General features: G+C 64.4%; 26 protein-coding genes. 5 read left to right on the plus strand and 21 right to left on the minus strand.

The features are described from left to right. Positions 1 to 20 precede the first annotated feature (20 nt). Genes H0W65_RS02375 through H0W65_RS02390 form a run of 4 tightly spaced genes read right to left on the minus strand, consistent with a single transcriptional unit; the run spans position 21 to position 3,804 of the window. Positions 21 to 1,433, minus strand: a complete 1,413-nt coding sequence (locus tag H0W65_RS02375; protein WP_294003425.1) for a M20/M25/M40 family metallo-hydrolase — start codon at positions 1,431 to 1,433, stop codon at positions 21 to 23. Between the two features lie 31 nt (positions 1,434 to 1,464). Beyond that, the gene (gene zapE, locus H0W65_RS02380; RefSeq protein WP_294003427.1) at positions 1,465 to 2,565 is read right to left on the minus strand and encodes a cell division protein ZapE; all 1,101 of its coding nucleotides are present in this window, start codon (positions 2,563 to 2,565) and stop codon (positions 1,465 to 1,467) included. After that, complete coding sequence (locus H0W65_RS02385) at positions 2,549 to 3,025, minus strand: PaaI family thioesterase (protein ID WP_294003429.1); 477 nt, start codon at positions 3,023 to 3,025, stop codon at positions 2,549 to 2,551. Before H0W65_RS02385 ends, zapE begins: the two co-directional genes overlap by 17 nt. Continuing rightward, entirely contained in the window at positions 3,022 to 3,804 is a 783-nt protein-coding gene (locus H0W65_RS02390; protein ID WP_294003431.1) for a succinate dehydrogenase iron-sulfur subunit, read from the minus strand. The genes H0W65_RS02385 and H0W65_RS02390 overlap by 4 nt, the downstream gene beginning before the upstream one ends. A gap of 85 nt (positions 3,805 to 3,889) precedes the next feature. On the opposite strand from H0W65_RS02390, the gene H0W65_RS02395 reads away from it, so the two are divergent. Continuing rightward, complete coding sequence (locus H0W65_RS02395; RefSeq protein ID WP_294003433.1) at positions 3,890 to 4,984, plus strand: glycosyltransferase; 1,095 nt, start codon at positions 3,890 to 3,892, stop codon at positions 4,982 to 4,984. Position 4,985: 1 nt separating this feature from the next. Here H0W65_RS02395 and H0W65_RS02400 read toward each other — a convergent pair whose 3' ends face one another. From H0W65_RS02400 to glnE, 3 genes are read right to left on the minus strand one after another with little or no spacing between them, the layout of a single operon-like run. After that, positions 4,986 to 6,071: a glycosyltransferase family 2 protein gene (locus tag H0W65_RS02400; RefSeq protein ID WP_294003435.1), complete on the minus strand. Its 1,086-nt coding sequence runs from the start codon at positions 6,069 to 6,071 to the stop codon at positions 4,986 to 4,988. Then, a complete protein-coding gene (locus tag H0W65_RS02405; protein WP_294003437.1) occupies positions 6,008 to 6,463 on the minus strand; it encodes a peroxiredoxin in 456 nt (151 codons plus the stop codon). Before H0W65_RS02405 ends, H0W65_RS02400 begins: the two co-directional genes overlap by 64 nt. Continuing rightward, on the minus strand, positions 6,460 to 9,153 hold the full coding sequence (glnE, locus tag H0W65_RS02410) for a bifunctional [glutamate--ammonia ligase]-adenylyl-L-tyrosine phosphorylase/[glutamate--ammonia-ligase] adenylyltransferase (protein WP_294003439.1): 2,694 nt from the start codon (positions 9,151 to 9,153) through the stop codon (positions 6,460 to 6,462). The genes H0W65_RS02405 and glnE overlap by 4 nt, the downstream gene beginning before the upstream one ends. A 105-nt stretch (positions 9,154 to 9,258) precedes the next feature. Here glnE and H0W65_RS02415 point away from each other — a divergent pair, with 105 nt between their 5' ends. After that, complete coding sequence (locus H0W65_RS02415; RefSeq protein WP_294003441.1) at positions 9,259 to 9,393, plus strand: hypothetical protein; 135 nt, start codon at positions 9,259 to 9,261, stop codon at positions 9,391 to 9,393. Positions 9,394 to 9,402: 9 nt separating this feature from the next. Here the strand turns inward: H0W65_RS02415 and H0W65_RS02420 are convergent, their stop codons facing one another. The 3 genes from H0W65_RS02420 to H0W65_RS02430 form a co-directional block, all read right to left on the minus strand. Beyond that, positions 9,403 to 10,041: a sigma-70 family RNA polymerase sigma factor gene (locus H0W65_RS02420; protein WP_294003443.1), complete on the minus strand. Its 639-nt coding sequence runs from the start codon at positions 10,039 to 10,041 to the stop codon at positions 9,403 to 9,405. A gap of 78 nt (positions 10,042 to 10,119) precedes the next feature. Further along, the gene (locus tag H0W65_RS02425; RefSeq protein WP_294003445.1) at positions 10,120 to 10,257 is read right to left on the minus strand and encodes a hypothetical protein; all 138 of its coding nucleotides are present in this window, start codon (positions 10,255 to 10,257) and stop codon (positions 10,120 to 10,122) included. Between the two features lie 102 nt (positions 10,258 to 10,359). Next, a complete protein-coding gene (locus H0W65_RS02430; protein ID WP_294003447.1) occupies positions 10,360 to 11,160 on the minus strand; it encodes a response regulator in 801 nt (266 codons plus the stop codon). 301 nt (positions 11,161 to 11,461) lie between these two features. On the opposite strand from H0W65_RS02430, the gene H0W65_RS02435 reads away from it, so the two are divergent. Continuing rightward, positions 11,462 to 11,668, plus strand: coding sequence for a NepR family anti-sigma factor (locus H0W65_RS02435; RefSeq protein WP_294003450.1), 207 nt, complete (start codon positions 11,462 to 11,464; stop codon positions 11,666 to 11,668). A gap of 18 nt (positions 11,669 to 11,686) precedes the next feature. Continuing rightward, entirely contained in the window at positions 11,687 to 13,231 is a 1,545-nt protein-coding gene (locus H0W65_RS02440) for a sensor histidine kinase (protein WP_294003452.1), read from the plus strand. Between the two features lie 186 nt (positions 13,232 to 13,417). On the opposite strand, the gene tatC is transcribed toward H0W65_RS02440, so the two are convergent. The 5 genes from tatC to H0W65_RS02465 are packed head-to-tail and all read right to left on the minus strand — an operon-like array spanning position 13,418 to position 16,230. Continuing rightward, positions 13,418 to 14,200, minus strand: a complete 783-nt coding sequence (tatC, locus tag H0W65_RS02445; RefSeq protein ID WP_294003454.1) for a twin-arginine translocase subunit TatC — start codon at positions 14,198 to 14,200, stop codon at positions 13,418 to 13,420. Beyond that, positions 14,197 to 14,580 carry a Sec-independent protein translocase protein TatB gene (tatB, locus tag H0W65_RS02450; RefSeq protein ID WP_294003456.1) on the minus strand — a complete coding sequence of 128 codons (384 nt, stop codon included), beginning with the start codon at positions 14,578 to 14,580 and terminating at the stop codon, positions 14,197 to 14,199. Before tatB ends, tatC begins: the two co-directional genes overlap by 4 nt. A 15-nt stretch (positions 14,581 to 14,595) precedes the next feature. Further along, positions 14,596 to 14,871: a twin-arginine translocase TatA/TatE family subunit gene (locus H0W65_RS02455; protein WP_294003459.1), complete on the minus strand. Its 276-nt coding sequence runs from the start codon at positions 14,869 to 14,871 to the stop codon at positions 14,596 to 14,598. A gap of 34 nt (positions 14,872 to 14,905) precedes the next feature. Continuing rightward, positions 14,906 to 15,472, minus strand: coding sequence for an SMC-Scp complex subunit ScpB (gene scpB / locus H0W65_RS02460; protein WP_294003461.1), 567 nt, complete (start codon positions 15,470 to 15,472; stop codon positions 14,906 to 14,908). Then, positions 15,472 to 16,230, minus strand: coding sequence for a ScpA family protein (locus tag H0W65_RS02465; RefSeq protein ID WP_294003496.1), 759 nt, complete (start codon positions 16,228 to 16,230; stop codon positions 15,472 to 15,474). The genes scpB and H0W65_RS02465 overlap by 1 nt, the downstream gene beginning before the upstream one ends. 196 nt (positions 16,231 to 16,426) lie before the next feature. On the opposite strand from H0W65_RS02465, the gene H0W65_RS02470 reads away from it, so the two are divergent. Then, positions 16,427 to 17,533, plus strand: coding sequence for a methyltransferase (locus H0W65_RS02470; protein WP_294003463.1), 1,107 nt, complete (start codon positions 16,427 to 16,429; stop codon positions 17,531 to 17,533). A 33-nt stretch (positions 17,534 to 17,566) separates the two neighbouring features. Here H0W65_RS02470 and nagZ read toward each other — a convergent pair whose 3' ends face one another. From nagZ to H0W65_RS02500, 6 genes are all read right to left on the minus strand, one after another. Next, the gene (nagZ, locus tag H0W65_RS02475; RefSeq protein ID WP_294003465.1) at positions 17,567 to 18,577 is read right to left on the minus strand and encodes a beta-N-acetylhexosaminidase; all 1,011 of its coding nucleotides are present in this window, start codon (positions 18,575 to 18,577) and stop codon (positions 17,567 to 17,569) included. After that, positions 18,574 to 19,266 (minus strand): SPOR domain-containing protein, encoded by a 693-nt coding sequence (locus H0W65_RS02480; RefSeq protein ID WP_294003467.1) that lies wholly within the window; start codon positions 19,264 to 19,266, stop codon positions 18,574 to 18,576. The genes nagZ and H0W65_RS02480 overlap by 4 nt, the downstream gene beginning before the upstream one ends. A gap of 85 nt (positions 19,267 to 19,351) precedes the next feature. Beyond that, a complete protein-coding gene (locus H0W65_RS02485; RefSeq protein WP_294003469.1) occupies positions 19,352 to 20,101 on the minus strand; it encodes a hypothetical protein in 750 nt (249 codons plus the stop codon). Continuing rightward, on the minus strand, positions 20,101 to 21,831 hold the full coding sequence (gene argS / locus H0W65_RS02490) for an arginine--tRNA ligase (RefSeq protein ID WP_294003471.1): 1,731 nt from the start codon (positions 21,829 to 21,831) through the stop codon (positions 20,101 to 20,103). Before argS ends, H0W65_RS02485 begins: the two co-directional genes overlap by 1 nt. A gap of 84 nt (positions 21,832 to 21,915) precedes the next feature. After that, positions 21,916 to 22,761 (minus strand): serine hydrolase, encoded by an 846-nt coding sequence (locus H0W65_RS02495; RefSeq protein ID WP_294003473.1) that lies wholly within the window; start codon positions 22,759 to 22,761, stop codon positions 21,916 to 21,918. 145 nt (positions 22,762 to 22,906) lie between these two features. Then, positions 22,907 to 23,548, minus strand: coding sequence for a CDP-alcohol phosphatidyltransferase family protein (locus tag H0W65_RS02500; protein WP_294003498.1), 642 nt, complete (start codon positions 23,546 to 23,548; stop codon positions 22,907 to 22,909). Positions 23,549 to 23,805: the final 257 nt, after the last annotated feature.

Here is a 23,805-nt window from a genome sequence, read left to right on the forward strand (position 1 = left end):
GTGAAAAGTCGAAGAAGCCCTCACTTGCCCGCCAGCTCGCGAATCATCGCTTCCCAATGCGCGACATTGTCCCACAGGGCCTGAACCGGCAGGCGCTCGTCACGGCCGTGCGCGCGCTCGTCGTCGGGCGAAATGCCCCACGCGCCATTGACGCCATAGACCGGGATGCCGATGGCACGGAATTCCAGCCCGTCGGTCGCGCCTGTCGACATTGTGGGGATGATCTGCACGCCCGGATGAATTGCATGCACTGCGTGAGTATAGGCATCGATCACATCGCGGCGCAGCGGCGATGCGGGCGTAGGCCGCCCGCCAGCGGCATCGGCGACAATTTCGACGTTGGACCCGACCAATTGTTTCAGTTCGGTTTCGACCAGCTTCGGTGCAACGCCGGGCATGATCCGGCAATTGACCGTTGCCTCGGCCAGTTGCGGGAGAGCGTTGTCGGCATGGCCGCCTTTGAGCATCGTCGCGACGCAGCGCGTCCGCGTCTTGCCGACTTCAAGCTCATTGGCCTCGATCGCGTCAGCGGCGGGAGCATCGGCGGGGTTGGCGAGCCACGTGCGCATTGCTCGGCCAAGCGCGGAGTCTCGTTCCTGTTTGGCGCGCTCGGTGAAATAGGCACGGGTGGTTTCGGTAAGCGTTGGCGAAAATCGATGCAATTCAAGCTTCTTCAACGCATCGGCCAGTTGATAGATGGCGTTATCGGGTCGCGGCTTGCTGCTATGCCCGCCCTTGTTACGTACTCGAAAATAATAGGTCTGGAATGTTTTCTCCGACGTTTGCAGGGCGAATCCGAGCGAAGACCCGCTCGATGTAACCGCGCCATCGCCGTCGTCGGCATTGAGCGCAAATTCGGCATCGGTCCATTTACGCCAATCGTTGGCGCCGAGCGATGCCCCCTTGCCCATCGTCTCCTCATCGCCGGTATACAGGAGGACGATGTCTCGGTTGGGTTTGAATCCGGCGGCGCGCAGCTTCATCAATGCAACCATGGACGCGACGACACCCTGCTTGTCGTCCCAGCTTCCCCGTCCATAAAAATAGCCATCCTTTTCGACGAGTTTGAACGGATCGCTGTCCCAGTCGGAAGCAAGCGCCTCCACCACATCCATGTGCGCCAGGATCAGGATCGGCTTGGCCTTGGTTTTACCGGTCGCTGGCCAGCGGGCGACCAGGGCCGCCGTGTCGTTGCCTGGGGCCGAAGTGTAGGGAAGGACATGGACATCCGCGGCTGCCCAGCCCGCGCCCTTGAGCTTTTCGGCGAGATAGTTGGCGAGGGCCGGAAGCTGGTTGCGCCCGGCGACGGTCGGCATTTCGACCGCGGTTTTGTAAATCTCGCGGGTGGTCGCTTCCCACTGGGGCGTAAGCTTGGCCGGGGCGGCGAGCGTGGCCGTCGAGACGAAGAGCAAGCAGGCGGCGATCGAGCGCATTTTAATTCCCCTCTTTTTCGAGGGGGCAAGGCTATGCCGAGCCGTGCCCTTCGGCAAGGTAATCGGCGCTCTGCATCTCCTGGAGGCGGCTGACGGTGCGCTCAAACTCGAAATTGCCATCACCGACGGGATAGAGACCCTCTGGCTCGGCATCGGCGGCGGCGAGCAATTTGACGCGATGCTCGTAAAGCGCGTCGATCAAGGTGACGAACCGAGCCGCCTCGTTGCGCATTTCGCGGGTCATCACGGGAACGCCGACCAGGATCACGGTGTGATAAGTCTGTGCGATTGCGAGATAGTCCGCCGCGCCACGCGCTTCGCCGCACAGCCGCTTGAACGAGAACACCGCCACGCCTTTGAGGCTTTTGGGGACGTGAAGCGTCCGCTTGGCTCCGACGTCGAGTTCAGCTGACGGAACATGGGCGCGATCCTCGACAGGGTAGTCGGTCAGGCGGAAAAAGGCTTCGCTGAGCTTGGTCGTCGCCTCCGGCCCGTTGGGCACCAGCCAGGTGTCGAGGCCGGCCAAGCGGTCGAGACGATAGTCGGTCGGGCCGTTCAAGGGCACGACCTGCATCCGCGCCTCGATCAACCGGATGAACGGCATGAACAGTTCGCGGTTGAGGCCGTCCTTGTAAAGGTCGGCGGGCGGGCGGTTGGAGGTGGTAACCAGCGCCACGCCTTCCTCGATCAACGCGGTGAACAGCCGCGACATGATCATCGCATCGGCCGGATTCGAAACCATCATTTCGTCGAAGGCTAGGAATTTGACTTCTTTCGCACTGTGCTCGGCGACCGCGATCACCGGGTCGCCCTCCTCGTTCTCACGCGCCTTCTTGAGAAGGCGATGCACGTCGAGCATGAACGGGGAGAAGTGGGTGCGGCGCTTAGGCTCGACCGGGATCTGGTCGAAGGCCAGATCCATCAGCATCGACTTGCCGCGCCCGACCCCGCCCCACAGATAGACGCCGCAGGGCGGCTCCCGGCGCCCGAACCATCGCTTCAAAAGTCCGCCACGATTGCCGATGTCGGCTGAGAACCGATCGAGCGCCGAAACCGCGCGCTGCTGATCGGCGTCGGGCTTCAGCTCGTTGGCCGCAATCAGCGCGGCATAAGCCCTACCGACTGGGCCCATTGGCCCGCGTCACCCGCTTCAGCGTGCCGGTGAAACTATGGGTTGGCTGCCCGTCCTGCTCGCAATGTCCCGACAGGAAGACATGGCCGCCCTTGGTTTGGCCAACCAGCCGGACGATGGCCTCGAGGGGTACATCGCTCCGCCCGCGCGCGATGAAATGGACGGCGCAATCGAGCGTGACGTAATGGCCCTCGGCCATCCCGGCGCAGCGTCCGCCGGCGAACAAGGCCATGTCGATGAAGCTCATCACCGCGCCGCCATGGATCGATCCGCCCATGTTGAGGTGCGCCTCGGTCGGAAACATCCTTGCGCGCGCCTGCCCTTCGCCTTCGGGCTTGAACAGCAGCCGACCCGTCTGCGCCGCGAAACTGCCGGGCGGGAAATCGCCCCAGCTGTACCAGCCGGGGTTTTGGGGGTCGGGCTCGGCCCCGGTGGGAACGCTCCCCGGCTCGTCGCTCAAGCCGCCCGCTCCGCGATCAATTTCTTGGTTTCGGCGATCGCCTTGGCCGGGTTCAGGCCCTTGGGGCAGGCGTTGGCGCAGTTCATGATGGTGTGGCAGCGGTAAAGGCGGAATGGATCCTCGAGCTGGTCCAATCGCTCGCCGGTCGCCTCGTCGCGGCTGTCGGCCAGCCAGCGGTAGGCGGCGAGCAGGACGGCAGGGCCCAAAAACTTGTCGCTGTTCCACCAATAGCTCGGGCAGCTGGTCGAGCAACAGGCGCACATGATGCATTCGTAAAGCCCGTCCAGTTTGGCGCGGTCGGCGGGCGACTGCAGCCGTTCCTTGGCCGACGGGTCCGGCGTCGCTGTCTTCAGCCACGGTTGGATCGACGCATATTGGGCGTAGAAATGGGTCATGTCGGGGACCAGGTCCTTGACCACTTCCATATGCGGCAAGGGGGTAATCTTAACCTCGCCCTTGAGGTCGTCGATGGCGGTGGTGCAGGCGAGGCCGTTGCGGCCGTTCATATTCATCGAGCACGACCCGCAGATGCCCTCGCGGCACGAGCGGCGGAAGGTCAGCGTCGGGTCGATCTCGTTCTTGATCTTGATGATCGCATCGAGGACCATCGGCCCGCATTTATCGAGGTCGATCGCGTACGTGTCGTAGCGCGGATTGGCGCCGGTATCGGGGTCATAGCGATAGACTTTGAACGATTTTGTCCGCTTGCCCGCCTCGGCCGCAGGATAGTTGCGGCCTTTGCCGATCTTGCTGTTCTTGGGCAGGATGAATTCGGCCATCGGACTCTCGGGTCTCCTCGATTTCGTGCCGACTTAGCGAGCCGCACTGGGCAAGGGAAGAGCCGTACGTTAGGTGAGCGGCCGAATGAGCGGCCCCGCGATCCTCTATGTCCACGACCTGCGCGGCAGCGGCGTGGTGACCAACGCGATCGCCTTGGCGCGGCGGCTGGGGGCCGAGCGCAAAACGATCTTGGTGGCGGGCTATGGCAAGGGATTGAACCGCGCGGTTGATGTTGCCCCGGCGCGACTGGCGATATTGTCCGACGCGCCCGAGCCGGCCCGGGCGCGGTTGGCGTCGGCGCGGCGGCTGCGGCGGCTCATCCAGACGAGCGGCGCCAGACTGGTGATGTCGATGGGCAATTACGGCCATTCGACGGTGTTTTTCGCAACGCGGGGAATGGACGTCCACACCGTCTACCGCATTAGCAACGAGATCGGGCGACCTGGGGCGGGGTTTCGCAGCTTCCGCCGCCGAGCGTGGCAAAAACTACTGCTCGCCACCGCCGATGGGATCGTGCTGGTAGGGCGCGCGCTGGCCGAGCAACCGCTGTTCGCCGGGGCGGTGAAGCGCGGGGAGGCGGCTTATATCCCCAACGGCATTGACCTCAAGCGGGCGGCCGCCGGGGCGGAGGGGCCGTCGCCGCACCCGTGGCTGGATGATGGCGGGCCGCCGGTGGTCCTGACCATCGGACGAATCCATGTGCAAAAGAACCTCGACGGGCTGGTCGAAGGCGCGGCGCTGGCGGCGGAAGTGCGGCCTCTCAGGCTGGTTATCGTCGGGTCGGGCGATGCCGCGCTGCGCGACCGGCTGACAGCGCAAGCCGATGAGCGCGGCCTGGCGCTGTTGTTCGCGGGCGAGACCGACAATGTTTTCGCCTGGCTGGGGCGGGCCGACCTGTTCGCGCTGGTGTCGCACTGGGAAGGATCGTCGACCGCGCTGCTCGAGGCGATCGCAGTCGGCGCGCCAGTGGTTGCCAGCCGGCAGGCGGGGGACGCTGCTCACGTCCTCGACGGTGGCACCTATGGCCGGCTGGTCGATGCCGACGATCCGGCGAGCATCGCCGCGGGGATCGTAGCCCAACTCGACGTCCCGATCCGCCCCGGCAACCGCGCCGAGCAGTTCCGCCTCTACCGCACCCACCAGCGCTATCTTGATGTCCTAAGGGCCTTAGGAACCTAATTCAAAGCGATCGTCGAGCCGCCCGGTTGGCGGCGAACGCGTAGCGGCCCTCTCGGTTAAACAGGCCAAGGCTCAGCGAAGATCGGGCCAATCTTCGCCAGCCATATGCTCGGTCGCTGCCATGAAACCCGGCGTTGCACGCCCGCGCCCAGAACAAAGCACAAACGTAAGCCAATCCGTCATCGTTATAGACCCGAAGCCGGTGATTGGCGGCGATGATCCTCGTCAGCCAACGCTCCGTCCAGTCGATGAACTCGCGGTCCACGGCCCGTCGACGAAGCCGGCCGAGCAGAATGTGGCGATCCAGCTCGGTATCGTCGGCCGCGATGCCCAGCCGATCGAACTCCGCGGCGAACAAGGGTCGCTTGAACTCGCGGACGCGCGCCGCCTGCTGCTTGACGATCTGGCCCGCGTGATCCCGCCGTTCCATCAGGACTTCGGGAAGATTTGCGACGCGATGATCCGCCGACACGCGCAGGAACATGTCGAGATCCTCGCAGACGGGAAAGTCCGGATTATAGGGATAGTTTTTCAGGATCGCGGCCCGGCCGATCAGGGAGGATTGTTTGAAGGCGGCGCGAAACAGCAGCGTCGGGCGGATGATCTCGTGCCGGCCAGGGGCCGATCTAAGCTTGCGCTTGACTCCGGTGCCGATCGTTGCCGCGCACGCGCCCACCATGGCGATGTTCGGGTTCGCCTCGAGGAAGGCAAGCTGGAGCTCCAGCCGACGGGGGCGCGCCAGGTCGTCGCTGTCAAGCCAGGCGATAAAGTCGCCCCGCGCGGCGGCCAAACCGGTGTTTCGAGCGCCGGGAATTCCCTGGTTGCGTTCGTGGCGGATGAGGCGAAGCCGTGGGTCATCGATCGCCTCGACGACTGCCACGGTATCATCAGTCGATCCATCGTCGACCACAACGATTTCAAGGTTGCTCAGCGATTGTGTCTGGATGCTGTTGATCGCCTCGGCAATCATCCCGGCCCGATTGAAGACCGGCATGATGACCGAGACCCGCGGTTTTGACTCCGTCAATGAGTTTTCGCTGCCGCGAGGACCTCTGCGGCATGACCCGGCACCTTGACCTTGCGCCATTCGCGCAGGATTTTGCCATCGGCGTCGATCAGGAAGGTGGCGCGCTCCATCCCCATATATTTGCGGCCGTACATCGATTTTTGGACCCAGGTGCCGAACGCGTCGCTGATTGCGCCATCCTCGTCGGCGGCGAGCGGGACCTTAAGCTCATATTTGGCGATGAACTTGTCATGTTTCGTCATCGGGTCGCGCGACACGCCGACAACCTTGGCCCCGGCCGCGGCAAAATCGGCGGCCATCGCCGTAAAATCCTGCGCTTCGCGCGTGCAGCCCGACGTGTCGTCCTTGGGATAGAAAAAGAGCACCAGCGCCCCGCCCGGCGAGGCGAGGTCGAGGCTTGATCCGTCGCTGAGCCCGATGTTGAGAGCCGGAACCTTATCACCTTCGGTCATTGCTTGCCTTCCCTCACTGCCGCCCAGCGCGCCGCGATCCTCTGCCGGGCTTCGTCGATTGCCGCAAGCAGGCCCGACCAATCGGAGTGCCCGCACAGCGACGCGACCAACGCGCGCGACTGTTCGGCCGGCTCCATCGAGCCTTGCGGGCTGACCAGGCGCAGGACGACCAGCACCCGGCTGAGCAGGCGCAGGTCGAGATCGGCGCCTGCGTCAATGAGACCCGCTTCGGCCAATCGGGCCAGCGCGACCTCGAGCCGCGGGTCGAGCCCGACATGGTAGCTCAATTGCAGCGTGTGGACCACGAACTCCAGGTCGACCAGGCCACCGGGGCCGAGCTTGATGTCGAGCGATCCGGAGGCCGGCTTGTGGCGCGCTATTTCCTCGCGCATCGCCGCGGCGTCGGCCCGAATTTTGGCCGGATCATTAGCAACGGAAGATATTTGAAGGAAGAGATCGCGGACCTTTTCCTTGGCCGCGTCCGATCCGGTCAGCGGCCGCGCGCGGCACAGAGCCATATGCTCCCACGTCCAGGCTTCGCTCCTCTGATAGGCCCCGAACGCCTCCAGGCTCACGGCCAACATGCCCTGCGCCCCCTGCGGACGAAGGCGTGTGTCGACATCGTAGAGGGGCCCGACCGCTGTCGGCGTGCCGAGCGCAGCGCTGATCCGGCTGGCGAGACGATTGTAATAGTCGGTCGCCGGGACTGGCCGCGGCCCGTTCGACTGCACCCCTGGCGGGGCGTCGAACAGGTAGATGAGGTCGAGGTCGCTGGCATGGGTCAGCGCCCGCCCGCCGAGCCGGCCAAGGCCGAGGATGATCAGCTCGCCGCCCGGGACCACGCCGTTCGCCTGCGCGAATTCGCGCTGCACCGCCTCGCTCAGCGCGACGATCGCCGCTTCGGCAAGGTCGCTATAGCCCTCGGCGATGACGATCGGGTCTCGGTATGCAGCGAGCAATTGCACGCCCAGCGCGAAGCGGCGCTCGCCCACGGTGCGGCGGATGCGGTCGAGCGCCGTGTCGAACGCATCGCCCTTGATCTTGGCGCGGAATCGCTCGGTCAGCGCATCCGCGTCGGGCGGCACGCCGAAGCTCGATTCGTCGATCAGCCCGTCGAACAGTGTCGGCCGCCGCGCCAGCTGGTCGGCTAGCGGCGGCGCATGGGTCAGAATCAGCGCGAACAGGTCGGCGAGGCGCGGCCCGGCGGCAAGCAGGCGATAGAGGTTGATCCCGCTCGACAGCTTATCGACAATGTCGCCGAACCGATTCAGCGCTCGCATTGGGTCCGGGCCGGCCGCAATCGCTTCCATCAACGTCGGCAGCATCGCCTCGAACGCCGCCCGGGCCGCCGGGGAGCGCAGAGAGCGCGCCCGCCCAGAGCGCCAATCGCCGAGGTGCCTGACGGCCTCCTCGACGTCCGTAAACCCGATCTCCGCAAGCTCGGCCCGCAGGATGTCGGGGTCATTCGACAAGCGCTCCTCGCGCTCGGTCACCAAGCCGTCGAACTGGCGGGCGACAAAATCGACATGGCATGCCAGCGATCGCATCAGCGCCGCGCCATCCTCGCGTCCGTCTAGCCTGGCGAGCGCGTCGAGCGCCACGGAATCGACGGGCAGGCGGTGCTCCTGCCGATCGTCGATCATCTGCACGCGATGCTCGGTAGTGCGCAAGGCGCGATAGGCGGCGCCGATGGCCGTCGCGACATCCCGGTCCAGCCGACCGGCGTCGGCCAATGCTGCCAGCGCGTCGAGGGTTGCTGGGGCCTGCAACGCCGGCTCGCGCCCGCCATGGATCAACTGCTGGACCTGGGTGAAAAACTCGGCCTCGCGGATGCCGCCGCGGCCGCGCTTGAGGTCAAATCCGGGGCCGAATGCCTGGCCCTGCGCATAATGATCGCGGATGCGCAGCGAGATTTCTCGAATTTCCTGGATCGCGCCGAAATCGAGCGCGCGACGCCAGACGAACGGCCGGATTTCCTCCAGGAAGGTGTCGCCGACCGCGCGGTCGCCGGCGGCGGCGCGAGCGCGGATGAAGGCGGCGCGCTCCCACGGCAGGGCCGAACTCTCGTAATAGCTGATTGCCGCGCCAATCGGCAGGACGATTGGCGTGACCTCGGGCGCGGGGCGGAGTCGCAAGTCGACCCGTGCGACATAGCCCTCGGCCGTTCGCTGCTGCATAAGCTCGACGAACCGCCGGCCATAACGCACCGCCGCTTCGCCGGGATCGTCGCGCGCGCGGCGCGGCAGCGTCGCCGGGTCGAACAGCAGCACAAGATCGACGTCGGAAGAATAGTTGAGCTCGCGGCTGCCAAGCTTGCCGAGCGCGAGGATGGCGATGCCGCGCGGCTCGGCGTCGGGCATGCGTTCCAAGATCGCGGCGGAAAGCGCCTCGTCCATCGCCGCGTCGGCGAAATCGGACAAGGCGCGGGTCACCCAGATCAGGTCCTTCTCGCCGCTGAGATCGGCCAGCGCAACGGCCAGGGCGATCGCGTGGCGGCGGAGGCGGAGGCGGGCGGCTACCCCGTCGCCCTCGAGAGCCGCCGCGACCGCAAACGCCGCTTCGCTGCCATGATCGACGAACATTCGCGCCACTTGCGGAAAGGCGGCGGCGGCGGCGCGAAGGAACGGTGAATGCGCCTCGGCGCGCGCCAGCGCCGCCGCCCGCTGCGAAGAATCGACCGTCGCAATCATGCCACATCTCATGGCCGATGCGGCGAGCGACGGAAACCTCTGGCGCTTTCGAGCATTAAGTAGCTGATGAATTTGGAACGTCCCTTTGTTGCAAGGACGGAAGGCATGAAGCGCATTATCTGCTCGAATGATCTTCCACCGTCCCAGGCAGGCCTTGCCGCCGCCCTGCGCCGCGCTTTTGAAGCGCCGAGCGGAGACGCGTCGTGCGAGTTCGACGCGCTGCTGAGGAAGCTCGGGTAAGGCGGCGGCTTAGCCGCGGTCGCGGCTAAGCTCGTCGACCTCGGCCATGATTTCCTGAAGCGCGGTCTTGTCGGGATTGGTTTTGTGCTGCCGCCGCGAGGGCAGCTTTCCCCCGCTGAGCAGAGCCTCTAACGCGACCCTCCCGCGCGCCACGCGACTCTTGATCGTGCCGACCGCGCAGCCACATATCTCGGCTGCTTCTTCATAAGCGAAACCGCCCGCGCCGACCAGGATCAGCGCCTCGCGTTGCGGTTGCGGCAGGTGGAGCAGGGCGCGTTGCATGTCGCCCAGTTCGACGTGCCGGTCCTGACTGGCGGGGGCGGCGAGAATCTTGGCGGCGGTGACATCGTCCCACTCGCCCTTGAACCGCGCGCGGCGCATCTGGCTCAAAAACAGGTTGCGAAGAATGATGAATGTCCAGGCGCGCATGTTGGTCCCGGCCTGGAACCGAAGCCTCGCCGCCCAGGCCTTGAGCAGCGTTTCCTGAACCAAGTCGTCGGCAAGATCGCGGCTGCCCGAAAGCGAACGGCCGAACGCGCGCAGATGGGGAATGACCTGCGCCAGCTGTTCCTTGAATTCGTTGTCGGGCAGCGGCACCGGTTCGGGGCGCGGTCCCTCTTCGACTTCATCGTCGTCGGAATCGTTCACAGGAATCCGCCCCGCTTTTGCCTCGGCCGTCCTGACAGCCTCGGCCTTGTGATACGCACCAGCCATCAATGTAGGGGCTTAGCGGGCGACGAACAATATGACGGCAAAGATTGCAATTACGAGCAACAGGCCACCGCCAAGGACAAGCCGCATGCTCTTTGGTCCCGTTCCCTCGCGCGCCTCGGTCCCGGTCAGATGTTCCGGCTGATCGTCCATGTCGTTCCCATCAAGAATGTTTCACCCACCAACGCAGCGCGACTCGTACCGGTTCCGAAAAGACGGGAACTTAGCCGTTGATCGCCGACGTTCGGGTTTGGTTCAGCCGGCGGGAACGGTCGCGGCGTCGAAAAACAAAGCCTGGCTGATCGCCGCCTTGACCGTCGAGCGCTGAAAAGGCTTGGTGATCAGGAAGGTCGGCTCGGGCCGAGTGCCGGTCAACAGTCGCTCGGGAAAGGCGGTAATGAAGATCACCGGCACCGAGAATTCGGCGAGAATGTCTTTGACCGCGTCGATTCCGGAGCTGTCGTCGGCCAACTGGATATCGGCCAGCACGAGCCCCGGCGGCGACTTGCGCGCCTGGGTCACCGCTTCGTCCCGGGTGACGGCAACGCCGGTCACGTTGTGGCCAAGATCGCGAACGATCGATTCGATGTCCATCGCAATGATGGGCTCGTCCTCGATGATCAGCACATCGGCGTGAGTCTGCCGCTCAATTTCCTCCATTGCCTCGGCGACCAGATTCTCGACGTCATCGGGCGAAGCCGAGATCAGATAGGCGGTGTCGTCGCTGGAAAAGCCCTCGAGGCTGGTCAGCAGCAAGGCTTGGCGCGACAGAGGCGTTATCCGTGACAGGCGTGCCTGCGCGATGCCCTCATGGCCGCCAAGGCTGGTGGTCGGCTCCTCGCCCTCCTCGATATTGGCGCTCGACCAGATCGCGTGGAAGGTGCGGTAAAGTCCGAGGCGCGGCTCGATCTCGGTTGGAAATTCCTCTGGCCCCGCGACGATCGTCTCCAGAGTCGCACGAACGAAGGCGTCGCCATGCGCCTGGCTTCCGGTCAGGGCGCGCGCATAACGGCGAAGAAAGGGCAGATGCGGTGCGAGTTCTTGACCCAACGACATAAAAAGATGGTCTCCGCTAAATTCGTTAAATCGCTCGGCGTCCGTTGTGGGCGCGCCGAAGCGGTGGCGCAACCCTGTAGCCAAGCGATGAATGACCTTTCAATGGCCCACACCCATGCCCCAAGTTCGCGCAAGGTGGAACAAAGCACTGGCGATTTGGTTTCCTGCTTCGCTACCTCGGTCCCAATAGAAGTCGCGCATTGACGGGGCCGTGTGGCGGGCGATAGGTTCGGTGTCGTTCCCGAGGTCGTACCTCTCGGTCGGCTTTGCGCCCAGTGAGTTTTCAAAAGGATTGGCGCATATGCTCGTGCGCGAGGGGGACGAGAGGTTGAGTGGTACTGAAAAAGCCAGCGGCGACCGCGTTTCCGGCAAACCCGGCGCTTCCGCTCCCCAAAAGCGCAAGGTCAAGTCCGGCACGGTGGGTCGCGCCCTCCGCACCGTCTACGACGATATGCTGCGCGAAGAGGTTCCCACGGATTTCCTCGACCTTCTTGGCAAGCTCGACTGAAGTTCGGGTCGAGGCCGCATGGCGGTAAACGACGGCTTTTCGGGCTTGATCGCCCGCCTCCCGACTCCGGCCAAGATTCTCCTGATTCTCAGCTTGGCCTTGCTGCCCCTTGGGGTGGCCAGCGCATGGTCGGCGGCACGTGGACTCGAAGCCGCCAACCACGCCCTCGACGAGCGGTCTCGCGACCAGGCTCGCGTCGCAGCTGAATCCATGGAAAGCTTGATCGCCCGAAACACCCTGGCGGTTCGGGTCGCTGCCAATGCCGTGCTTTCCGCTCCTCCGGGAGAACACTGCGCCGAAATGCAGCGCATCCTGGGCATCGCGCCGGCGGTCGGCCGCGAGTTCGCGCTGCTCGACGACGGCGGCCGGCAATTGTGCAGGGTCGGCGACCTGATGCCGCCCGTCCCCCTCGGCCGCATCGCCCCCGGCGATTTCAGCCTGTGGGCGTCGACCACCAAAGACGCGATAATCGTTCGCGCGGGCGTGGTGCTCGGGTCCACGCTGGTGCGCGTGCCGACCGTCGATTTGCGAGATGCAGTCGTATCGAAAGGCGTGCCGTTCGGCGGGGTGACGCTGATCGCCGCCGGCCAGGAGTTGGTCGTCATCCCGAACAAGGGCGGCAGCGGCCGGATCGTGGAGACGGTGCCGCTCGCGTCGAACCAGGTCGAGGCGCGGATTTCGGTGAGCCGTCTCAATATCCCGACGCTCGACCGGCTGTTCATCTTCCTGCCGTTGCTGATGTGGGCTGCGGCAGCGATCATCAGCTGGTGGATGGTCCATCGCCTGCTCATCCGCCCGCTGCGGCGGCTGCAGGGCGCGGTGGTCGATTATCGGCCGGGCGACGGTCAGTCGCTGGCCATTCCGGAAAGCCTCGGCCCGGCGAGGGAAATCCATGAACTGGGCGACGCGTTCCAACGCGCGGTCCAACGGATCGAAGATGCTGAACACGAGGCGCGCGAAGCGCTGGAGGGACAGCGGCGGCTGGTGCGCGAGGTCCACCATCGGGTGAAGAACAACCTGCAGGTGGTCGCGTCGCTTCTCTCGATCCACGGGCGCAGCGCCGAAGATCGCCAGGCCAAGGCCGCATATTCCTCGATCGGTCGGCGGGTCGATGCCCTGTCGGTCGTCCACCGCAATCATTATGCCGAGCTTGAGGAGAATCGCGGCATCGCGCTCCGCCCGCTGCTCACCGAGCTTTCCGCAGGGCTGAAGGCAAGCGCCCCGGCCGAGGCCCGCAAGATCCTCGTCGAACTGGAGCTTGATTCCGTCTCGACCACCCAGGACGTCGCCGTCGCCGCGGCCTTCCTGATCACCGAAATGGTGGAGTTCGCGATGTTGCGGGCGCCGGCCGACCCGATCGACATTTCGCTTCGCCGGGAAAGCGAACTGACGGCATCACTGTCGATCAGCGCATCGGTACTGGTTCCGGACGCCGACACGTCTGAGATCAGCAAGCAGCAGTTCGAACGGATCGTCGAGGGATTGGCGCGGCAGCTGCGCTCACCTCTCGAGCGCAAGCTCGGCCGCTACACCGTAACATTGCCGATATTCCCCGATCGTTGACCGCCGTTTCCCGGCTATGATTGAGCGATTGTATTTTTTTTGAAGAAGAACGGAACCGACTGCGAAAAGCGGACGTTTTACAAGTCGGATAGCGACCTTTTGCCCCCCCGCTCTCGCTATCCGATTACATGGGCCCGGAACCGCCAACCCTTCCCCCCCCGGTGGCGTTTCCGGGCCCACATTCGTCTAGGCCCCTTCCACATCACCGATTGAGGTTGCCCGCGCCCGGCGCGACGCGCGCCAGTGCGTAACGCGAATGGCGAGTAGCGCGAGTTCATAGAGGCCGTAAAGCGGCACCAGCAGCAGCAGCATCGAAACGACGTCCGGCGGGGTCAGCACGGCCGACACCGCAGCCGCAGCGACGATCGCATAACGCCGCGACCCGGCGAGTTGCTCGCGCGTGACGATCCCGGCGCGCTCGAGGATCATCAGGAGGACCGGCAGGAGGAAGGCGACCCCGAAGCCGAACAGGAAACGGGTAACGAAATTCAGGTAATTGCCGATCGCCGGCAGCGCCTCCTGCGTCACCCCGCCGACATTGCCGCCGAAGCCGAGCAGAAACTTGAGCGCCCACGGCATCGCCACATAATAAGCGAAGCACGCGCCAGCGGCGAAGAAGAACGGGGTCATCAGCAGGAACGGCAGAAATGCCTTCTTTTCGGTCTTGTACATGCCGGGCGCGACGAACCGCCATATCTGTGTCGCCAGCACCGGAAAGCTCAGCATCAACGCGGCGAAGAAAGCCACCTTCACCTCGACGAAAAACGCCTCGAACAGGTCGGTGTAGATTAGCTTGCCCTGCCCGGCGCGGAGCAAAGGCTGGACCAGAATGGCAAATATTGGTTTGGCGAAATAGAGGCAGGCGAAGAACCCTACCCCCATTGTCGCGACGCACCAAAGCAGGCGGCGACGAAGCTCGATCAGATGCTCGAGCAGCGGCGCCTTGCTGTCGTCAATGTCACCGATCATGGCAGCGGCCGTTCGGCCGGGGGCAGCGGATCTCCGTCAGGCGCGGCTGGGGCCTCCAGCGGCAGCATCGGCTCAGGTTCCGGCAGTGCGGTCATCACCACGCCGTCATCGGTTTTGGCGGGCGGGTCGGGATAGACGGCATCGGCTGGATATTGGGAAAGGATGCGCTGATTCTCTTCACGCCAATTGCGCTCCATTTCCTCCAATTCGGCCTCGCGCATGACATTTTCGATGCCGGCAGTGAAATGACGGGCATAGCCGCGCACCCGCCCCACCCAGCGGCCGACGTTGAGCATCACGCGCGGCAGATCCTTGGGCCCGATGAACAGCAAGGCCACGACTGCCACGACGAGCAATTCGGAGGTGTCGACGCCGAACATGGCGCAGGAAAATAACTAGCGGCTGCTGTCGTCGCTGGGCGGCGGCGGCGTAACTGGATCGGGGCTGCGCGGGGTGATGTCGATCGGTTGCTGTTGCTGCGGCGTCTGTGGCGGAAGCTGGCGCGGATCGGCCGGGCGCTGCGCCTTGTCATCGTCGTCGGTCATACCCTGCTTGAAGCTCTTCAGCCCCTTGGCGACATCGCCCATCATCGAGCTGAAGCGATTGCCGCCGAACAAGAGCAGCAGGATGATCGCGAAAATGAGGATATGCCAGAGGCTGAAACCGCCCATGAGGAAACTCCGATAAAAGGACTTGGCGACTTACTTAGGCCTCCTCCTCGTCACTTTCCAGCTGAAGCTGAAGCGCCGCCTCGTCGAGCGGATCGAGCAGGCCCGCAGCCTTCAAATCGTCGATACCCGGCAGGTCGCGCCGCGACCCCAGTCCGAAGTGGGTGAGAAAATCGACGGTTGTCGCATAGAGCAACGGTCGGCCCGGCCCTTCGCGGCGCCCGGCGGTCCGCACCCAGCCCGCCTCCATCAGCACATCGAGCGTGCCCTTCGAAATCTGCACTCCCCGGATCGCCTCGATCTCGGCGCGACTGACCGGCTCATGATAGGCGACGATCGCCAGAGTCTCGGTCGCGGCCCGCGACAGCCGCCGCGACTCCTCGCGGGTGCGACGGAGAATGTGGGCGAGGTCGGGCGCGGTCTGGAAATGCCAGCGGCCGCCGCGCTCGACGAGCTCGATCCCATGCCCGGTGTAGATTTGCGACAGCGCGGCCAACGCCGCTGCAACTTCACCCTCGCCGGCGAACGCGGCGATTTCCTCGGGCGACAGCGGCTCTGATGAAGCGAAAATCGCGGCTTCGACGGCGCGCTCAAATTCTTCCATCAGGCCGTGCTTCTCACCAGCAGGTCACCGAAGGCGGCGCCTTGGTCGAGCTCGATCCGCCCCTGGCGGGCCAGTTCCAATGCAGCGACGAAAGAGCTGGCCAGCGCCGAGCGGCGGTAGGCGGGGTCGGTCGTGACCGGCAGGAACGCCTCGAGCGCGGTCCAGTCGAAGGCTTGCCCGATCAGCGCCGACACGCGCTGAATCGCATCTTCCAGCGTCATCACCGCGCGCCGGGCGACGATGTGCATCGCCGGCTGGGTCCGCGCCCTGACCCGACCGTAGGCGGCGAACAGGTCGAAGGCGCTCACCACCCAGGCCGACTTGCGCACAAGACGCAGCCCTTCGGGCGTCCCGCGAGCGAACACATCGCGGCCCATCCGATCTCGGCCCATCAGCCGCGCCCCGGCCTCGCGCATCGCGTCGAGCCGCTGGAGCCTGAGTTGCAGCCGCATCGCCAACTCTTCAGGGCTGGGATCGATCGTCGAGTCCTTGGGCAGCAACAGGCAGGATTTAAGGTAAGCGAGCCACGCCGCCATGACGAGATAATCGGCGGCAATCTCCAGCTTGAGCGCCTTGGCGCCTTCCAGATAAGCGAGATACTGCTCGACCAGCGCGAGGATTGAAATCTGATGAAGGTCGACTTTCTGCGCGCGGGCAAGGTTGAGCAGCAGGTCGAGCGGCCCCTCCCACCCGTCGAGGCTGAGGGTCAGCTCGTCGGACTGGCGTCGCGGCAGTTCGAATTCGTCGGTCTCGCCCATCGTGGACAGCGTAGAAGAAAATTCGAGGCGGGTGAACGCCCCTCCACTCCCCGTCGCGATCAGAGGATGCAACGGCGCTCTTTTCGACTCGTAGGGGATCTGGCCGGGACCCACGCTTGTCCGGCGGGGCACCCTCTGCTACGAATTGATTAACCCCCTTTGCATGCGTGCTTGCGGTCAGCCCGCTTAGTTCCCCGTGAAGAGCTATGCCAATCAGCGACAGGGAGAAAAGTCGATGCCGGGTTCGGTCGAACGTGAGCCAAGACGTGAAGCAGAAATACTTTCCGTAACGTCGCCGCCGCAACAACCTCCCGCGCAAGTCATGATGCAGCTGATCACGGGCTATTGGTTGAGTCAGGCCGTGGGCGCAGCGGCTCATCTCGGCATTGCCGATGCGTTGGCCGCGGGTCCTCGCACGAGCGAAGAGCTGGGCCAAACCATCGGTGTCCAGCCGCAAGCTGTCTTCCGCTTGTTGCGATTGCTGACAAGCCTCGGCGTCTTTCGGCAGGATGAGCACGATAGTTTCGCTCTCAACCCTCTTGGCGAAACTCTCCTTTCGGAAACTCCTGGATCGGTGCGCGACTTTGCAATCACAGAAACCGCTCCTGGGCATTGGCTACCGTGGGGCAGACTGTCTGACAGCGTTCGAACGGGCAAGCCGATGGCCCGCGAAACGCTCGGGGCGGAGCTATTCGATTGGTACGCGCAAAATCCTGAAGAGGCCGGGTTTTTCACAGCCGCAATGGGCAATCTCTCGGCGCTCGCGGCAGGTGAACTGGTCCGCGTCTACGATTTCACCAATGTAGAAAAAGTGATCGACGTTGGTGGAGCGCACGGAATTCTGCTTGGCGCGGTTTTGAAGGCGAACCCGAACGCCAGCGGAATTATCTTTGACTTGCCGCACGTAATTGGCACCGCCGAAAACGTAATCGATCCGGCGGTAAGGGATCGCTACGAACTTGTGAGCGGTGATTTTTTTGAGTCCGTGCCCCCGGGCGCCGACTTGCATATTCTGAAACAGATTGTTCACGACTGGGATGAGGAACGTGCCTCGCTCCTGCTCAGAAACTGCCATGACGCACTGCGCCCGGGAGGCACGCTGCTTTTGATAGAAATGATCGTACCGGGCGACAACCGTCCCGACCTTGCCCAGGCGATGGACTTGAACATGCTTGTTATTCTTGGCGGGCGCGAACGTACCGAGGAAGAGTATCGCAGCATTTTGGCGGCATCGGGGTTCCGATTGGAAAGGGTGATTGCAACTCACTCACCGTTCAGCGTCATCGAAGCGCTGCGCGTCTGATCGGCGATCTGGTCAGCAAGGCTCTTCTCGGCGTCAGGCTAGCGCCAGCAACGCGTCGCGCTTGGCCACCGCCTCAGCAAACTCCATTTCGTCGTCGGGCGTGAAGCGCATTGCCATCGCCCGTGCCAGCCGTCCTTCGGCTTCGGGCGACAACGGCGGAACCGCCTTGGCTACCAGGAGCATATTCTCCAGCTTGCCGTCGCAGTGCAGGGCGACATCGCAGCCAGCGGCGACGCACGCCGCGGCGCGCGTGCCGTGGTCGCCGCCCAGCGCTTCCATGCCGATGTCATCGCTCATCAGGAAACCTTCGAAGCCGATCCGCTGGCGGATGATGTCGTGAATCACGATCGGCGATTGTGATGCGGGGCGTTCCGCGTCCCATTGCATGTAAAGCAAGTGGGATGTCATCCCCATCGCCGCGTCGCGCAGCCGCTCGAACGGCTCGAGGTCGATCGCCAGCTCCGCTTCGCTCGCCTCGACGATCGGCAGTTCATCATGGCTGTCGACCAGCGCGCGCCCGTGGCCGGGAATATGTTTGATCACGCCGAGGACGCCGGCCGACGCGAGCCCGTCGAGGATCGCACGGCCAAGCGCGGCGACCTGCATCGGCTCGGACCCCAGCGCGCGATCGCCGACAATGTCGGTCGCGCCTGGCTGGCGCACGTCGAGCATCGGCAGGCAATCGATGTTGACACCCACCTCATGCAGCATCAACCCCAGCGCGCGCGCATTGACCCGCGCCGCCTCGATCGCGCTCGACGGGGCGATCTGGTAAAGCCGGTCGAACATCTCGCCGCTCGGAAACGCCGGCCATTCGGGCGGCCGCATCCGCGCCACTCGTCCGCCCTCTTGGTCGATCAGGATCGGCACACCGTCATGGTCTTCAAGGTCGCGCAAACTGTCAGTAAGCCGCCGCAATTGTTCTCGGCTGTCACAGTTGCGTCGGAACAATATGTAGCCGGCGGGCCGCGCATCGCTAAAAAAATCCGCCTCGTCGGCGGACATCTCGACCCCCGCCAGGCCGTAAATCGCAGCCTGGGTCAATTGACGATCAAACAATTCTCGCCAGCGGCCTTCAGCGCCGCGCAAGCGGCGCGCGTCAGATCGGACGATCCGGTCGCGCGCAGGCGATAATAGGGCTTCCCGGCGACGGTCGCGCTGACCACCGTCTTGCTCATCGCCGCGACTTCGGGAAACCGCCCCGACAGCATCCGCCAAGCGGTATCGGCCTTGATTGTCGAGCCATAGGCGCCGAGCTGGACCGTCGGCCCAGCCGGCGTAGTCGGCGCGGCGCCATCATCGAGAGCGGGCTCTTTTGTTTCGTGCGGCGGAATTTTCTTGGGCAGCGGCGGCGGCGCGCCCTCGACCGGTTCGGGCGGCGGCGCTTCCATACCCTGGGGCAGGCGGCGCGTGTCGAGCACCGCGTCGGGGTCCTCGCCCGCGCTGGTCGAGTAAGCGGTTTCGCTGTCGCCGGCGACATCGAGCCCGCCGGGTTCAATGGGCTTGACCTTGTAGGGACCCGGCTCAGCCCTGATCAGCTGGGGCGCGCCGGTCACCGCGACGTCACGCCGGCCGATCCAGAAAAAGGTCCCGGCGACAATCACACCCGCAGTCAGCACCAGCACGAGCGCGACCAGCATCCTGCGCGCCGACACGCCGCGCGGCCCGTCCTCGTCGTCGACTCCTTCGAGCCAGGGCAAGGCCTGGTCGTCATAGGCGCGTGCGTCGCTCATCCCGCTCCCTCTCTCGGTCCGATGCGCGCCATGTTAATCCCGCGAAGCGACAATGACAGGGGCCTTTTTGATGTTTTTGCTCGGCTCAGGCGACCGTGCAGGCGCGCCCGGTTTGGCGAAGGTTCAGGCACAATTGCTGCGCATGAGTGTGCGACGGCGTACCCAATTGCAGCCGGTAGAAGCGGCGCGACGACTTGCCGAACCGGACCGGCGAGATGTTCTTCGGCATGGTCACGAGGAAGGTATAGTCCTTGATCGCGCTTCGCCATGCCGTCTCGGCCTGACGCGCGGTCAGATAGACCCCGAGCTGCGCCGTCCTGCCGCGCGTTACGGCCGCATTCGGATTGACCGTCGGGCGTAACGGAAGGACGGGTGCGGGCGCGAGTTGAAGGATTGGCGCGGGCCGCGGCATGATGGCAATCTGCTCGGACAATATGCTTTCGTAGCTGATCCGGTCGGGCACGGCGGTGACGATCCGCCTTTTCGGTCGGGCGGTGCGGCGCGACGAAGCAGCGGAGATGCTGGCGCGATGAACAAGGGGCCCGCGCGCCGGTGCCGGCACGACCTGTACCTTGATCGGCATTATGGGAACGTCGAGCTTCATCGCGTCGGGCGCGGGTAGCAACACGCTCGCCTGAGGCGGTACCGCCGGGGCGGGCTGCTCTGTCGTAACGTTCGCCATGCGCACGACCGATGACGAGGACACCCCCGCGATCGCGATCAGACCGGCCGCCGCCAGCGCTTTGCCGCGCCCTGCCTTCGCCTCGACCGGCGCACGATAGGGTTCGAGCCAGGGAAGGCGGTCGCCCTCCTTCAACACCCCCGCGTCGGCCATCAGCGCATCTCCTCGGCGGCCTCCACGCCCATCAGGGCCAGGCCGTTCTTGATAACCTGCCCTATTCCGCGCGCCAATTCCAGCCTCGCGCGGGTTAGATCGGGTTGATTTTCAATGAGGAATCGCCGCTCTGTGTCGTCGTTGCCACGGTTCCATTGGGCGTGGAGCGCGGCGGCGAGGTCGCCGAGGAAGAAAGCGATCCGGTGCGGCTCATGCGCCAGCGCCGCAGCTTCCACCTGCCGCGGATATTGCGCGGCGAGTTTTGCCAGCGCAAGATCCTCGGCATCGAGCAGCGAAAGGTCGGCCGGCGTGTCGAGCGAGACGCCGATCTCTGCCGCCTTGCGCTGAAGCGAGGCAATTCGCGCATGGGCGTATTGGACGTAGAACACCGGATTGTCCTTCGACGCCTCGACCACCTTGGCGAAATCAAAGTCTAATGGCGCATCGGCGCGTCGCGTCAGCATCATGAACCGCACGACATCCTTGCCGACTTCGCGAACGACATCGGCGAGCGTGACGAAATTGCCCGATCGTTTCGACATTTTAATCGGTTCGCCAGCGCGGAACAGGCGGACCATCTGGACCAGCTTGACGTCGAGGTCGACGCGGCCTTCGGTCAGCGCGGTCACCGCCGCCTGGACCCGCTTGACCGTCCCCGCATGGTCGGCGCCCCAGATGTTGACCAGGTGATCGGCCTTGGCTGCCTTTTGCAGATGATAGGCAGCGTCGGCGCCGAAATAGGTCCAGCTGCCGTCCGATTTTTTCATCGGCCGGTCCTGATCGTCGCCGAACTGGGAGCTGCGGAACAGTGTCAGCTCGACCGGCTCCCAGCCCTCGGGCGCCTCGCCCTTTGGTGCTTCGAGCACGCCCAAGTACACCAGCCCCTTGGCCTCAAGAGATTCCAATCCTTTGCTGACGGCACCTGACTCATGCAGCTCCGCTTCGGACGTAAAAATATCGTGATGGATGCCGAGCAGCGCGAGGTCGTGCCTGATTAGCTCGATCATCGCCGCCACGGTTTTTTGCCTGAACAGGACGAGCCATTCGCTCTCGGGGGCGCCGACATATTTGTCGCCAAACTCGGCCGCCAGCAACTTGCCGACGGGGACAAGATAGTCGCCTGGATAGTATCCATCGGGAATCTCGCCGATGTTTTCGCCCAGCGCTTCGCGGTAGCGCAGGTGCGCCGAGCGGGCGAGCGTGTCGACCTGGCTGCCGGCATCATTGACATAATATTCGCGGGTAACGGCGAAGCCCGCCGCTTCGAGCAGCGAGGCCAGCGCATCGCCTACCACCGCGCCGCGGCAATGGCCCATGTGCATCGGCCCGGTCGGGTTGGCCGAGACATATTCGACGTTGACCCGCTCGCCCTTGCCGATGTCCGACAGGCCGTAACGCCGGCCCTCCCCGATGATCGTCGTCAGCTCGTCGCGCCACGCGTCCTCGGTCAGCCGCAGGTTGATGAACCCCGGCCCGGCGATTTCGACCGCGGTTACTCCCGGCAGCACTTCCAGCCTTGGAGCAATCAGCGCGGCGAACGCGCGCGGATTGGTTCCTGCCCCCTTGGCCAGGACCATTGCGGCGTTAGTCGCCAAGTCGCCATGCGACTCATCGCGAGGAGGCTCGAACGCAACCGCCTTGCGGTTGGCTTCGACCGGCAAATGTCCTTCGGTGACCAAATCGTCGAGGATAGCGTCGAGCAGCACGGAATAACGGGCATAGAGAGACAAGGCGGGTTCCGTCCGATGAAGGATGCGGCGCCTCTAGCGAATAGCCGCCGCCGCGTCACCCTTGGCCGAATCGCATTCCGTGCTTCAGGGAGAGGCGAAGGCAGCGGCGCCGAACGGATAGCGGAAGGCCGCGGCAAAGCCGTCGTAGATGACGCGTGCGGCCCGGGCGATCAGCCGCGGGCGGTCGTCCCGACCCCGGGCGAACAGCGCGACGGCGATGCGGCGGCCGTCGGGCATGGTGATGAAGCCGACGTCGCTGGTATATCCCGTCAGCGTCCCGGTCTTGTGCTCGACCGGCGTGCCCATCGGCAGCAACCCGCGAATGCGATTTCTGCCGGTCATGCAGCGGCTCATCAAGCCGAGCAGGTATGAACGGCTTGCCGGTCGAAGCAGCCTGCCGCTGTCGATCCGCTGCAACAGTTCGACCATCGCTCGCGGCGTGCTCGAATCCCGGACGTCGCGCAAATCACGGCGATCGCTCAGCAACTGGGCGATGCTGCGGTCGATACGCAGGCCGCTTAGCTCATTCTGGGTCAGCCAGTGCTGGATCGTGCGGGGGCCGCCAAGGTCGCGCAGCAAAATATCGGTCGCGGCATTGTCACTGTGGATCAGCATCGCTTCCATCAGCCTGCTCGCCGTCCGGCCGCGGATCGTGTCGCTGAGCGAGCGGCGGCCGGCTTCGACCTGCGCCAGATAATTGGCAGCAATCGCAACCTTGACCGTGCTGGCCATTGGGAAGGGCTCGTCGCCCTGCACGCTGATCAATTCGCCGCTCCTGAGGTCCAGCGCGGCGATGCCGACATCGCCCGAGCTGGCACCGACCATGGCGGTCAACTGCTGGCGCAGCGATTGCAGCGATGGGAGGGTCTGCGCCGACGCCGGCTGCGCCATCAGTACCAGCAGCCACAGCATTAGCCTCGTAAACCGCATCGTTCCCTTCCTTTCGCGATCAGGCGTAACTGCTGCAGTTCCAATGGTCGATGAACGATTAATTTCGTCGGCCGGATCGGGATGAGCCGAGGCGCGGGTGCGATTAGCCGAGGCTGTATCGCCCGCTACGGGACGACAGCCTATCCTATTCGCCTTGTGTGGCGATGCGGCGCGCCGTCACGATCGTCTGTACGACGAAAATCGCCAGCAGAATTGCACCAGCGGCGCCGACCAGCCAATCGAACGGCGACCAGCCAGGCTCCGGCTCGATCGCGAACATGGACAAAGTGACGGCGACAAGCAGCACTCGCAATTCGGTCGGGCCGGCGGCGATGTACGACAATTTGAGCTCGCCCAGCACCCGCGCCGATAAAAAGGCATGGATCGACATCAGCAAATATCCGGTCAGCGCGAACAGTGCGACATCAAACCTGACGAACGGACTGAGCCCCAGCCCCGCCATGATCATGAAATTGGCGAGCCCATCGCAGCTATGGTCGATGAAATAGCCGAAACGCGGCCGCTCGATGTCGCGGAACCGGGCCAGGCTGCCGTCGAGCGAATCGCCGAACCAGTGGACGCAATATCCTGCGATCGCCAGCCACAGCCAGCCGAGGTGAAGCGCACTCGCCGCATAACCGGTCAGCACCATCAGTGCGCCGACCAGCCCAAGGCTGGTCAGATGATCGGGCTTCACCCACTCGGGCAACCGGGCGCACAGCCAATTCAAGACCCGCCGCTCCGCCACCGCGAGCAAATTCTGCTGAATCCGCTCGATCGGTTTCAGCGGTGGAGGACTAGCGGGCGAATCCGGATTGGGCGGGCTGAGCAAAAGAGGTCCGATACAGCAGAATGTCACCTGTATGTAACGCAAGCGACGCCTCGCGTCACGGGTCAGCCCAACCCAAGCACGTCAGGCTAAGCCTAAAACTTCGCCACCCCGGCCATGATCAGGACGCAAGCGACGGTCATCAAAACCCATCCCGGATGGCGCCCCCGCGTCACCCAGCACTTGCCGATCGCGCCCTATAGGAAGAATCCGCC

Origin of the sequence: Sphingomonas sp., assembly GCF_013816785.1 — a bacterium.
GTDB lineage: Bacteria > Pseudomonadota > Alphaproteobacteria > Sphingomonadales > Sphingomonadaceae > Sphingomicrobium.